The organism is Stenotrophomonas sp. STEN022, assembly GCF_056760155.1.
Genome location: NZ_JBRREG010000113.1, coordinates 1 through 12,459, shown reverse-complemented (window position 1 = coordinate 12,459; position 12,459 = coordinate 1). Strand labels below are relative to the sequence as shown.

The following is a 12,459-nucleotide window of genomic DNA, read 5'->3' as shown; positions in this document are numbered from 1 at the left end:
CATGTGCGTCGTTTTTAGACGAGACATGGATGTCTGGTCGAAAAAACCAGCCAGCGGAGTGGACCCGCGTCGCGCAGCGGCGTGGGCGCGGAGGCAGGGTGTGCTTGACCAGCCATTCGGCTGTTGAAGAAGCACCTCTTTGGGCCATGTTTCTTTGCACAAGCAAAGAAAGGTGTGCTCGCGCGCCGCAGGCGGGCGAAAGTCTTTGATCTTGATCTTGGCACCGGCTCCGGCTCCGGCTCCGGCTGAAGCAAGAGCAAGAGCTTTCTCTCCCCTTCGGGGAGCGAGTTACTTTTCTTTGCTTGTGCAAAGAAAAGATAACCAAAAGAAACACACCCTGCCTCCACGCCCACGCCGCTGCGCGACGCGGGTCCACTCCGCCAGCGGGATTTTTCGACACGACATCCCTGTCGTGGCGAAAAACGACGTGCATCCATGCACGTCGCCCTTCGGGTTCTTCCCACTGGCTCCGTCGCTGCGGAAGGGGCCCTGTAAGTCAAAGTCCAAAGCAACAGCTACGACTTCGGCTACGGCAACAGCAAAAGCCCCCCCTCCCCAACCCTCCCCTTGCCTGCGGCAAAGGGAGGGAGCAGAGCTGCACTTGGCAAAGGAAGGGCGCTCAGCGGAGCTTGGCAAAGGAACGGGGGCTGAGCGGAGCTGCGCCACTCTGTAGACAAAACAAAAGCGGCGTTGCTGCGCCCCATCGACCCAAATCCGGTCGACAGAACACCGCAACGCCGCTCGGCTTTTCAGCCAGTGAAAGCCCTTACTCGGACTTCCACCACATCATGAAGGCATCCCACAGACGCTTGAAGAAACCACCTTCTTCCACCCCCTGCACAGCCACCAGCGGTGCCTCGGCAACTACCTTGCCATCCAGCGACACCTTGACCGTACCAATCTGCTGACCCGCAGTGATCGGGGCCACCAACTCCTTCGGCACGTCCATCGACGGCTTCAGATCGTTGTAACGGCCGCGCGGCACGCTCACCAGCATCGGCTGCGCCACACCCAACTGCACCTCATCGGCCGCGCCCTTCCACACATGCTGCGTGGTCACGGCCTTGCCCGGCTCATACATGCGATGGGTTTCGAAGAAACGGAAACCCCAGTTCAACAAGGCCAGGCTGTCGTCAGCGCGCTGCTTCTCAGACGCACCGCCCATCAACACCGCGACCAGACGCTGATCACCGCGCTGCGCCGAGCTCAGCAGGCAGTAACCGGCAGCCGAGGTGTGGCCGGTCTTGATGCCGTCCACGCTCTGGTCACGCCACAACAGCAGGTTGCGGTTCGGCTGGGTGATCTTGCCTACCGTGAATTCCTTGATCTTGTTATACGCGTAGGTCTCCGGGTAATCACGCACGAAGGCGCGGCCCAGCAGCGCCAGATCGTAGGCACTGGACTGGTGGCCCTCGGCGTTCAGACCGTGCGCGTTGACGAAGTGTGAATCCTTCATGCCGATCTTGGCTGCATAGCTGTTCATCAGCGCCGCAAATGCTTCCTGGCTGCCGGCAGCGTGTTCGGCCAGGGCGATGGCGGCATCGTTGCCGGACTGGATCGCCATGCCCTTTTCCATGTCTTCCAGACGCGCGGTCTGGTTGACCGGGAAGCCGCTGTAGCTGCCGTCGGTGCCTGCGCCGCCTTCGCGCCAGGCACGTTCACTCATCATCACCTGGTCGTCCGGCTTGATCTTGCCGGTCTTCATTTCCGCAGCCAGCACGTAGGAGGTCATCACCTTGGTGATGCTGGCCGGCGGCAGCGGCGAATGGATGTTCTCGCCCGCCAATACCTGGCCGGTGGCGTAATCCATCAGCACCCATGCCGTGGCGGTAGTCGGAACCGGGGCCGGCGGCGTGGCCACCTGCGCCGGAGCGGCAGCTGCGGCCGGCGCGGGCGTCGGCGTCGGGGTGGGCGTCTGGGCGGAGGCCAGACCCACGGCGAGCGTGGTGGCCAGTGCAGCGGCGGCAAAACGGAATTTCATCGGACAGCGGTTCCTGATGGACGAGGAAGAAAAATTCGGGGAGTCATTGTAGGGCGACACCAGCCAGCTGGCGGCACTCCGGTGTGCTGAGGTTAATCGCGGACCACTTGCGGCAGGCCAAATCCAAGACCGGCAATACGCCCGGCAAGTTCCGTGGCACTGCTGCTGTCGCTGGCCGGCACGCGCAGGCGCCACAGGGTACGCCCACCACTGACGATGTCACTGAGGCTGGCACCGACAATACCCGCAGACGCCAGCTGGCCCAAGGCCCGCGCGGCGTTGTCACGACTGGAGAAGCTGGCGACCTGCAGCAGGATCGAGCCCAGCGCGCGCGCGGCAGGGTCGGCCTGCACCGCCGGCACGGTCTTCGGTGGCGGCCCCGCAGCAGCCCTCGCCGTTGCGGCCGTAGCCGAAGCCGTAGGCGGAGTGAACTGCAGCAACTCCGACGCTGCGGGCAGCGCCTGCACACTCACCGGCGCCGCTACCGTACTGGCAGCACTGGTGGTCGCCGGACGGCCGGTGGCGACGCGCACGCCGTTGTCCTTCATCCAGGCGTCGAAATGGTCGGCATTGCCGGCAACCGGGCGTGCCGGTGCTGCTGGCAGCTTTTCGACCAGTTGGTCCATGCGGCTGGGGCTCGTCGCGGCGGGTCGCGTTGCCGGCACTGCGGCGGCAACTGTCGCAGCAGCCCGCTCACGACGGGCGCGACGGCTGTCGCCGGAGGCCTGCAGATTCTCGCTGCCCGGGGTCAGGCCATGCACCTCGACCCGGCCAGTGCCGCGCTGGGTGATACCCAGCCGCACAGCGGCGGCATAGCTGAGATCGATCACACGACCTTCGTGGAACGGACCACGGTCGTTGACCCGCACGATCACCGACTCGCCGTTGTCCAGGTTGGTCACCCGCGCGAAGCTCGGCAGCGGCAAGGTCTTGTGCGCGGCGGTGAAGGCGTACATGTCGTACACCTCACGGTTGGAGGTGAGCCGCCCGTGGAATTTCTGCCCGTAGTACGAGGCGGTGCCCTGCTCCACGTAGTTATCGACGCGATCCATGATCTGGTACTGCTTGCCCAACACCGTGTACGGCGATCGATTACCGACCGCCGAACGCGCCTCGTTGGTCACCAGCGGCTCGGGAATGCAGTTCACATTGGGCACATAGCTCGGCGTGGAGTCGCTGACACCGGGCTTGTACAGGCCACCAGCGGTGTAGTTGCCGCGGGTGGACAGGTCTTCCTGCGCCTTGGCATACGGCGAGCCCTCTGGGCATTCACCACGCGCGTTCCCCACCACCGTTGCCGGTCGCGGCGATGTGGTCGTTCCGGTCGCACCATGGGCCGACTTCTTGGGGGCGCTGCTGCAGGCGGCCAGCCCGAGCACGATCAACGCAGGGACCAGCCACTTGATGTTCATGCCGGGGGAAGCTCCTTGCCGGCAATGGCCTGGGACAGCTGGAACACGGCCATCGCGTACATTTTTGAGATGTTGTAGCGGGTGATTGCGTAGTAGTTCTGGAAGCCCAGCCAGTACTGCTTGCCGTCACTGCCTTCCAGCGTCACCGGAGTGGCCTTGGCGTTGACTGCTCGCACGGGAGTCACCGGATGGTAGCCGCGCGCGGCCAGTTCACTGACGGTATAGGTCGGAGTCCAATCGGTGGGATTGAATTCCTCGAAGCCGGCCTGCAGCGTCGCCGGTACCGCAACGGTGCCACCACGGATCCAGCCGCCCTTCTTGACGAAGTAATTGGCAATGGACGAGAACACATCGTCGTAGCTGTTGAACAGGTCACGGCGGCCGTCGCCATTGCCGTCCACGGCGTAGTCCAGATAGCTGGACGGCATGAACTGGCCCATGCCCATCGCCCCGGCATAGCTGCCCTTGAGCGAAGTGATGTCGAGCTTTTCCAACGCGCTCAGCTCGAACAACTTGGCCAGTTCATCACGGAAGAACAGTTCGCGGCGCACTTCGCGCTCGAGTTTGGCCGGGTCGCCGGTACGCGGGTATTTGAAGGCCAGCGTGTACAGCGCATCGAGCACGCGGTGGTTGCCGGTATTGCGACCGTAGCTGGTTTCCACACCAATGATGGAGACGATCACCTCGGCCGGCACACCGGTACGTTCCTGCACCCGCATCAGTTCATCGCGGTGCTCAGCCAGGAAGGCACGACCACCGTCGATGCGGGCCTGGGTGATGAACATCGGCCGGTATTCGTTCCACGGCTTGACCCGCTCGGCCGGACGCGACATCGCAGCGATGATCGGCTCGCGGATCTGCGCCTGCGCCAGGGTGCTTTCGATATAGCCCGGATCGATGCGGTACTTGGCCGCTGTATCGCGCACGAAGTTGGCGCGGGCGGTTTCGAACGGCACCGGCGTCAGGTCGACCGGCGGCAACGCTGCCTTGGCCTCGGGTACGGCTTCGGCCGGGCCGGTGCTCGGCTTGACCGGAGTTTCCGCCGGGGCCGGCAGAGGTGTAGGAGACTTCGGCTGGGTTGCGCAGGCAACCATGCCGAGGGTGAGGCAGCAAACCAGGGCGCGTCTAATCATCGGGCGAGATTAGCAGGTCAAAGATGAATTTCCCGCAATAACACCATGAAACACAACAAGATTGAAGCGAAAAATACGCATCGCTCAGCGGCGCCGCAATCCCTCGGTTTCGCGCTATCCGATGAATAGGCCGCGCGATGCTGCCTGCCGCAGATTGGCAAGCCGGTCTGGAAAAGCGCGTAGCCAAGTCGGCGGGGCAAAAAAAGGAGCGTCGGTCATCTCCCCATCCCGCTGAGATGACCGACACTCGCGTCAGCGTCCGGGGGACCCGGGACGACGGCTCCCCCCGTCATCCCGCCAGATGCCAACCTGCCAGCTGCCCCATACGGCGAACCAGCAGTCACAGCGCGGACAGCGCGCCGGTGACGGGGCGTAGTGTGAAGGTTTAGTAAAGCCAGGTGTTTGATCTGGATCAAAGCTCGCAATATTGGCGCGGATAAATGAACGATCCACGCAACAGCATTGCGCTAGCCGCCGTGTACCGGCCGGTGCGCACGTACCGCCATCACCAGCCCGAAGCCGGCCAACAACGACACCGCCGAAGTGCCGCCATAACTGATCAACGGCATCGGCACGCCCACCACCGGCAACAGGCCGGAAATCATGCCGCCGTTGACCAGGATGTAGACGAAGAACGCCAGACCAGTCGCGCCCGCCAGCAACCGCGAAAAAGTGTCGCGCGAGTCCACCGCGATCCACAGGCAGCGGCCGATCACGAACAGATACAAGGCCAGCACCACCGCCACACCAATCCAGCCGTACTCCTCACTCAGTACCGAGAACGCGAAGTCGGTGGTCTGTTCGGGAATGAAGTTCAGGTGCGACTGCGAGCCCAGCCCCCAGCCCTTGCCGGTCAGACCGCCGGAACCAATGGCGATCTTGGACTGGATGATGTTCCAGCCCGCCCCCAGCGCGTCGCTCTCCGGGTCGAGGAACATCATGATGCGGTCCTTCTGGTACGGCCGCAGCAGCCAGAACCAGGCCACCGGCGCAGCCGCGGCAACACCGCCCACGCCCACGCCCACCCACCACCACGGCAGGCCGGCCAGCAACAAGACGAAGGCACCGCTGGCGGCAATCAGCACGCCGGTGCCGAAGTCCGGCTGCAACATCACCAACCCGGTCGGCACACCAATGATCACCGCTGCCACCAGCACCACCGGGATACGCGGCGGCAAGGGCATGCGGTTGAGATACCAGGCCACCATCATCGGCAGGCTGACTTTCAACAATTCGGCCGGCTGCAGATAGAACAGGCCAAGGTTCAACCATTGCCGTCCGTATTTGCCGGTGCCGAGCACGAACACCGCCAGCAGCGGCAACATCGACAAGGCATAGATCATCGGCGTCCACGCGCGGATGCGCAGGATCGATACCCGCGAGATCGCCCACATCGCCACCAGGCCCACTGCGAAACGCGCGCCCTGCGCCATCACCAGGCCACTACCACCGGCGCTGTCCAGCACCGACAGGCCAATGACCATCAAGGCGAGCAAGGCAAACAGCAGCGGCCAGTCCAGGCCTCGGGTCAGACGCTGACCCATCTCCAACGCCCAGCGCAGGAAATCCCTCATCGGCGCACCTCCGCTGAGGTTGTCGCCGGTACGGCCGGACGCGCAGTTGCAGGCGCAACACCGGGCAGCGCCTCGGGCACTGGCTGCGGCGGCGTGCCTGGCAGCGGTGCCGGAGCACCAACCATGACCGGCAGATCGGCGAACTGCGGTGCTACCAGCTCACCGCGCGCGCGCCAGCTGGCATCTTCGGTATCGAAGGTCGCCACGCCCACCGCCACCGTGCCGCGCTCGGCATCCAGCGGTTGCAGGCCTTCGGGCATCACTCCGAGCAACCAGGCATCGAACACCTTGCGTGCGATCGGTGCGGCGGCCGAACCGCCGTAGCCGCCGCCTTCCACCGCGATGGCAATCGCGATCACCGGTTCTTCGGCCGGTGCGAAACCAACGAACAGCGCGCGATGGCGCAGGTGCATCGGCAGGCTGCGCGGGTTCAACGCAGCCGTGCCCTTGCGGCTGATGACCTGCGCGGTACCGGTCTTGCCAGCCATGCGGTACTGCGCACCGGCAGCCACGCGCCAACCACTGCCGCCAGGCTGCATGGTGCCCATCATGCCCTCGCGCACCGCCTGCACATTGGCCGGATTGGGACTGATGGGCCTGCTCGCCGGTTGCTGCGTCGGTGCCCAGTCGTGGTCGAAGCCGGCGCGCTGCTCCATCACCAGGTGCGGCGTGCGCAGCTGGCCGGTAGCCAGACCGCCAACACCACGCACCAGCTGCAGCGGCGTTACTTTCCATAGCCCCTGGCCGATGCTGGCATTGACCGTGTCACCCGGATACCAGCGTTCCTTGTTGGCCTTGAGCTTGGCTGCCGGCGACGGCAGGATGCCGCCGATCTCACCGGCCAGGTCGATGCCGGTTGGCTGGCCGAAGCCATAGCGGTTGCCCATGTAGTCGTCGTAGCGCTCGATGCCCATGTCGATACCGAGCTGGTAGTAGTAGGTGTTGACCGACTGCGAGATGGATTTGCGCAGGTCGGTCCAGCCATGACCTCCACGGTTGGCGTCACCCCAGCCACGGCTCACGCCGGGCAGGTAGAACATGCCGCGCGACAGGATCTTGTCTTCGGGCCGGCGCAGGCCGCTGTCCAGGCCGGCCAGGCCGAGGAAGGGCTTCACCGTCGAACCCGGCGCCACGCCACCCAGCACCAATCGATTGAACTGCGGCCGTGAGGGGTTCTCGTTCAGACGCTTGAAGTCGGCGTGCGAGATACCGTTGACGAACAGGTTGGGATCGAACGACGGCAGGCTGACCATGGCCAGAATCTCGCCGGTGCGCGGATCGATCGCCACCGCCGAGCCTTCCTGCTCGCCGAACGCCGCCACCATGGCACGCTGCAGGTCGGCATCGATCGACAACCGCAGATCGGTGCCCGACTGCGCCGGCACCCGCCCGACCGTGCGGATCGCACGGCCCTGCACATTGGTCTCGACCTGCTCGTAGCCGATCTTGCCGCGCAGCTGGGTCTCGTAGAAACGCTCCAGCCCGGATTTGCCGATGTGGGTCAGCGCTGCATTGCCCTCGCCCAGCTCTTCCAGGTCCTTGTCATCGACCCGGCCGACGTAGCCGATGATGTGGCCGAACAGATCGCCATAGGGATAGCGCCGGGTCAGATAGGGCTCAAGCTCGACGCCCGGGTAACGCCAGCGGTCCACAGCGAAGCGTGCCATCTCGTCGTCGCTGACCCGCAGCTTCAGCGTCACCGGCATGAAGCCACGGCGCGCCTTGCGCGATTGCTTGAAGCGCTCGATGTCTTCTTCGCTGAGCGAGAAGATCTTCTGCAAACCGGCCAGGGTGGCGTCCATGTCCGTGACCTTGTCGGCGGTCACGTCCAGGCGGAAGGCCGGCACGTTCTCGGCCAACAGACGGCCGTTGCGGTCGTAGATCAAGCCACGCCCCGGCACCACCGGCCGCGCCTTGATGCGGTTTGCCTCGGAACGGGTGGCGTAGATGTCGTGGTCCAGCACCTGCAGCTTGAAATACCAGCCGGCGAGGAAACCCAGGGTCAACAGCACACCCAGGAAGCCGATCGCGGCACGGCGCCGGAACTGCTCGGCCTCTGCGTGCGTGTTCTTGTGCTGGCGGCGCGACGCCATCGTCAGCGCCCGCGCTTGCCCAGCCGCACCGCATCCAGCAGCACATACAGGGGCAGCCACAAGGCCATGCCCAGCAGCGGTGCCACCCAGTAGCTCCACGGCAGCATCGGCTCACCCACCAGCAGGTGGATGGCAGCATCGATCACGCGGTCATTGAACAGCAGCCCGCCCATCGCCAAGGCCTGCTGCGAAAGCGGGAAGAAACGGATACGCGCACGGAAGCGCTGCAGGATGAAGGCCATCACCACCAGCCGCAGTGCCTGCTCTCCCAGAATGCCGCCGAACATCACATCAGCCAGCAGGCCGATGCTGAAGGCAAAGCCCAGCCCAACCTTGTCCGGGGTTTCAATCACCCAGTAGGCCAGCACCAGCGCCAGCCAATACGGGCGCGCCGGCAACAGCAGTTCGGGCAGCGGAATCAGCACCAGCAGCAAGGCCAACACGAAGCTGACCGGCATCACCCAGCCCTTGGTGCGCAGACGACTCATGGGCGCACCTGCGGCGGGGTCGGGTTGTCAGTGGTCACTGGTGTTGCCGGGCTTGCGGATTCGTTGGCTGGCGTTGTCGCCGGGACGGGCGCCTGGCCCGCAGCTGCCGGTTCGGTCGCTGGCGTGCTGGCCGGGGCCGGCGTGGCCGCCGCAGCCGGAGGGTTGGCAGCGTTGCCGGGGGCAGGAACAACCGCAGCTGCCACGCCCATGCGGTTGACCGGGGCTGCGGATGGTCCGCCCGCGGCCGCGGCTTCCGGCGCCGATTCGATTGCAGTGCTATCGGGCAGTTGCGGCAGCGCCGGCACCGAGCGCAGCAGCAGCACGTTGCGGCCACGGTCCAGCTTGGCCGCTGGCTCCAGCTCGCCGACCAGGAAGGCGTGGGTATCGTCCGGGCGCAGCTTCAGGATCTTGCCGACCGGGAAACCGGCCGGGAAACGCCCACCCAGACCGGAAGTGACGATTTCATCGCCCACTTCCACGCCCGCGCTGAGCGGAATATCGCGCAGTTCCAGCCGGTCGCCACGGCCGTAGACGATCAGGCGCACGCCGTTGCGCGCCACCGCAACCGGCACTGCATGGTCCGGATCGGTCAGCAACAGCACGGTTGAATGCGCAGGCGTTACCGCGATCACCTGACCCATCAGGCCACCGGAATCGATCACCGCCTGGCCGACATGCACACCGGCGCGGCTGCCCGAATCCAGTACCAGGCGCTGTTTGACCGGGTCCAGGTCGATATCGAGGATGGGGGCCAGCTGCACGTCCAGGCCATTGCGCTCGGCCACATTGAGCAGCTCGCGCAGCTGCGCGTTGTCCAGCGCCGCGGTCTGCAGACGGGTCAGTCGCGCGTTGGCGACAAGCAGCTGATTGCGCAACTCGCGGTTTTCGCTGACCAGCTGGTTATGGCTGGCCGCGTTGTCCTTGACCGATGCCCCTACCCGGCCCGGCACACCAGCCAAGGCCCAGATCGGTTGCACCAGCACATTGGCCTGGGCGCGCAGACGCGACATCCAGCCGCCCTGGTCGTCGAGCACGATCAAGGTGATGGCCAAGGCCAGGTACGCCAGCAGACGCAGCGTGCTGCTGGCATCCCCCTGGCGGGAGGCTACGGGAGGACCGGCGTAAGGGGGCACGACAGAAGGCTGGGAATGGGAAATGAAGAATCAGGTATGGAAACGGCGCGACTGGCGTCACGCCGATGGTTCCGGGAAATGGATGCTGGAGAGTGGAACGCGCTGCAGGACACCCTGCCCCCCGTTGCCGATTCCCCAGCCCCTGTTCCCTGCGGATCACTCCGGCGCAAAGAACTCGTTGCCGTGCATGTCCACCAGCTCCAGCGCACGACCGCCACCGCGGGCCACGCAGGTCAACGGATCGTCGGCCACCTGCACGTGCAGGCCGGTTTCTTCGGAGATCAGGCGGTCCAGGTCACGCAGCAGGGCGCCGCCACCGGTCAGCACGATGCCGCGCTCGGCGACGTCGGCGCACAGCTCCGGCGGGGTCTGCTCCAGGGCCAGCTTGACCGCCGAGACGATGCCCGACAGCGGCTCGTGCAGGGCTTCCAATACTTCGTTGGAGCTGATCTTGATCATCTTCGGCACGCCCTCGGCGAGGTTGCGGCCGGAGATTTCCATCTCGATCACTTCCGCCTGCGGGTAAGCGCAGCCCAGCTCCACCTTGATGCGCTCGGCGGTGGCTTCACCGATCAGCATGCCGTGGTTGCGGCGCACGTAGTTGGTGATGGATTCGTCGAAACGGTCGCCGCCGATCCGCACCGAGGCCGAATAGACAATGCCGTTCAGCGAGATGACCGCAACTTCGGTGGTGCCGCCGCCGATATCGATGACCATCGAACCACGCGCCTCGGTGACCGGCATGCCGGCACCGATCGCAGCCGCCATCGGCTCTTCGATCAGGAACACATCACGCGCACCGGCCTCCTCGGCCGATTCCTTGATGGCGCGGCGCTCGACCTGGGTGGAGCCGGCCGGCACGCAGACCAGCACGCGCGGGCTCGGACGCAGTACGCGCGACTTGTGCACCTTCTTTATGAAGTGCTTGAGCATCGCCTCGGTGTAGGTGAAGTCGGCGATGACGCCATCCTTCATCGGGCGGATGGTGGTGATATGGCCCGGGGTACGGCCGAGCATCTGCTTGGCTTCGGCGCCGACGGCAGCCACTGAGCGGGTGCCACCGATGGCACGGTCCTGGCGCACGGCCACGACCGACGGCTCGTTCAGCACAATGCCCTGGCCGCGCACATAGATAAGGGTGTTGGCCGTGCCCAGGTCAATGGACAGGTCATTGGAGAACATGCCACGCAGCTTCTTGAACATCTGGGAAGTGATCCTGAGGGGTGTCGCGCCCACGCCGGTTGGCGAAAAAATGGGCAGAAAATGAGGGCAGTTAGCCTATCAACCCACCCCCGCCCGAGCAAGGAAAATCCTAGTGAATTCTGGGCTTTCGACCACTCCGGGCAGCTGCGGTACATCCTTGCTTGTGGCCGTGGACCGCCGCAGCCGGTAACCTTACGCACTTTGGCGCGCAGTCGCGCCGGGTCGCCTGCGCGTGCGCGGCGGCTTTTTCCTTTTACGTATAGGCCTGTTCGCAATGTCCGCTTTGATCTGTGGTTCCCTTGCCTTTGACACCATCATGGTGTTCCCGGACCAGTTCAAGAACCACATCCTGCCGGACAAGGTGCACATCCTGAATGTGTCGTTCCTGGTGCCGCGCATGCGCCGCGAACTGGGTGGCTGCGCCGGCAACATCGCCTACAACCTGAAGCTGCTGGGCGGCAGCCCGATCCCGATGGGCACCGTGGGCCAGGACTTCGGTCCGTACCGCGAGCACTTCGAGCGCATGGGCATCGACCTGAGCCAGGTGCGGGTGCTGGAAGACATGTTCACCCCGCAGTGCTTCATCACCACCGACCACGACAACAACCAGATCACCGCCTTCCACCCGGGCGCGATGATGCGTTCGCACGACAACCATGTGCGCGACGTGCCGGGCGTCACCTTCGGCATCGTTGCCCCGGACGGCCGCGAAGGCATGATCCAGAACGCAGCTGAATTCGTGGAATGCGGCATTCCCTTCATCTTCGATCCGGGCCAGGCGCTGCCGCTGTTCAACGGCCCGGAACTGCGCGAGTTCATCGAGCAGGCCGACTATGTGGTGGTCAACGACTACGAGTCCAACCTGCTGCAGCAGCGCACCGGCTGGAGCGAGACCGACATCGTCGCCCGGACCAAGGCCTACATCACCACCCAGGGCCCGCGCGGCGCGATCATCCACACCCCGGAAAAAACCTTCGACATCCCGCCGGCGCACGAGCGCCGCGTGGTCGACCCGACCGGTTGCGGCGACGCCTTCCGCGCCGGCCTGATCTTCGGCATCGAGAAGGGCATGGATTGGCTGACCGTCGGCCGCATGAGCAACCTGATGGGCGCGCTCAAGGTTGAACACCCGGGCACGCAGAACCAGCGCTTCGACTTCGCCGAGTTCAACGACCAGTTCAAGCAGCAGTTCGGCTACGGCCTCTAAGAAAAACGGCGCTTCGGCGCCGTTTTTTTTTTGTGTGATGGCGTCTGACCATGGCTCGCGACACCGTAGTGCCGAGCCATGCTCGGCAGAGGCCTTACCCGCCATACGTCGGCCGCATGACACCTGTAGGAGTCAACTGTCTTGAGCGCCTTCGGCTATACCGGCTGCCCAAGGTGCGTTGTCACGCTTCATGGCATTGAGCCTGGTCAGGTATTTGCGCATACAGGCGGTGACA

The 12,459-nt window shown here is 64.8% G+C and carries 9 protein-coding genes; 1 reads left to right on the top strand and 8 read right to left on the bottom strand.

Features of this window, described 5'->3' with window-relative positions; all coding sequences use genetic code 11:
• Positions 1 to 766 precede the first annotated feature (766 nt).
• From ACVOMF_RS18320 to ACVOMF_RS18285, 8 genes are all read right to left on the bottom strand, one after another.
• The gene (locus tag ACVOMF_RS18320; protein WP_481510538.1) at positions 767 to 1,981 is read right to left on the bottom strand and encodes a D-alanyl-D-alanine carboxypeptidase family protein; all 1,215 of its coding nucleotides are present in this window, start codon (positions 1,979 to 1,981) and stop codon (positions 767 to 769) included.
• A 92-nt stretch (positions 1,982 to 2,073) separates the two neighbouring features.
• Positions 2,074 to 3,393, bottom strand: coding sequence for a septal ring lytic transglycosylase RlpA family protein (locus ACVOMF_RS18315; RefSeq protein ID WP_481510537.1), 1,320 nt, complete (start codon positions 3,391 to 3,393; stop codon positions 2,074 to 2,076).
• Positions 3,390 to 4,526: a lytic murein transglycosylase B gene (gene mltB / locus ACVOMF_RS18310; RefSeq protein ID WP_481510536.1), complete on the bottom strand. Its 1,137-nt coding sequence runs from the start codon at positions 4,524 to 4,526 to the stop codon at positions 3,390 to 3,392. Before mltB ends, ACVOMF_RS18315 begins: the two co-directional genes overlap by 4 nt.
• Positions 4,527 to 4,993: 467 nt before the next feature.
• Positions 4,994 to 6,100: a rod shape-determining protein RodA gene (rodA, locus tag ACVOMF_RS18305; protein ID WP_481510535.1), complete on the bottom strand. Its 1,107-nt coding sequence runs from the start codon at positions 6,098 to 6,100 to the stop codon at positions 4,994 to 4,996.
• Complete coding sequence (mrdA, locus tag ACVOMF_RS18300; protein WP_481510534.1) at positions 6,097 to 8,193, bottom strand: penicillin-binding protein 2; 2,097 nt, start codon at positions 8,191 to 8,193, stop codon at positions 6,097 to 6,099. Before mrdA ends, rodA begins: the two co-directional genes overlap by 4 nt.
• A gap of 2 nt (positions 8,194 to 8,195) precedes the next feature.
• Positions 8,196 to 8,681, bottom strand: a complete 486-nt coding sequence (gene mreD / locus ACVOMF_RS18295; protein ID WP_481510533.1) for a rod shape-determining protein MreD — start codon at positions 8,679 to 8,681, stop codon at positions 8,196 to 8,198.
• Positions 8,678 to 9,814: a rod shape-determining protein MreC gene (gene mreC, locus ACVOMF_RS18290; RefSeq protein ID WP_481510532.1), complete on the bottom strand. Its 1,137-nt coding sequence runs from the start codon at positions 9,812 to 9,814 to the stop codon at positions 8,678 to 8,680. Before mreC ends, mreD begins: the two co-directional genes overlap by 4 nt.
• Positions 9,815 to 9,970: 156 nt before the next feature.
• The gene (locus ACVOMF_RS18285) at positions 9,971 to 11,017 is read right to left on the bottom strand and encodes a rod shape-determining protein (RefSeq protein WP_005419402.1); all 1,047 of its coding nucleotides are present in this window, start codon (positions 11,015 to 11,017) and stop codon (positions 9,971 to 9,973) included.
• 274 nt (positions 11,018 to 11,291) lie between these two features.
• On the opposite strand from ACVOMF_RS18285, the gene ACVOMF_RS18280 reads away from it, so the two are divergent.
• A complete protein-coding gene (locus ACVOMF_RS18280; protein ID WP_481510531.1) occupies positions 11,292 to 12,224 on the top strand; it encodes a carbohydrate kinase family protein in 933 nt (310 codons plus the stop codon).
• Positions 12,225 to 12,459: the final 235 nt, after the last annotated feature.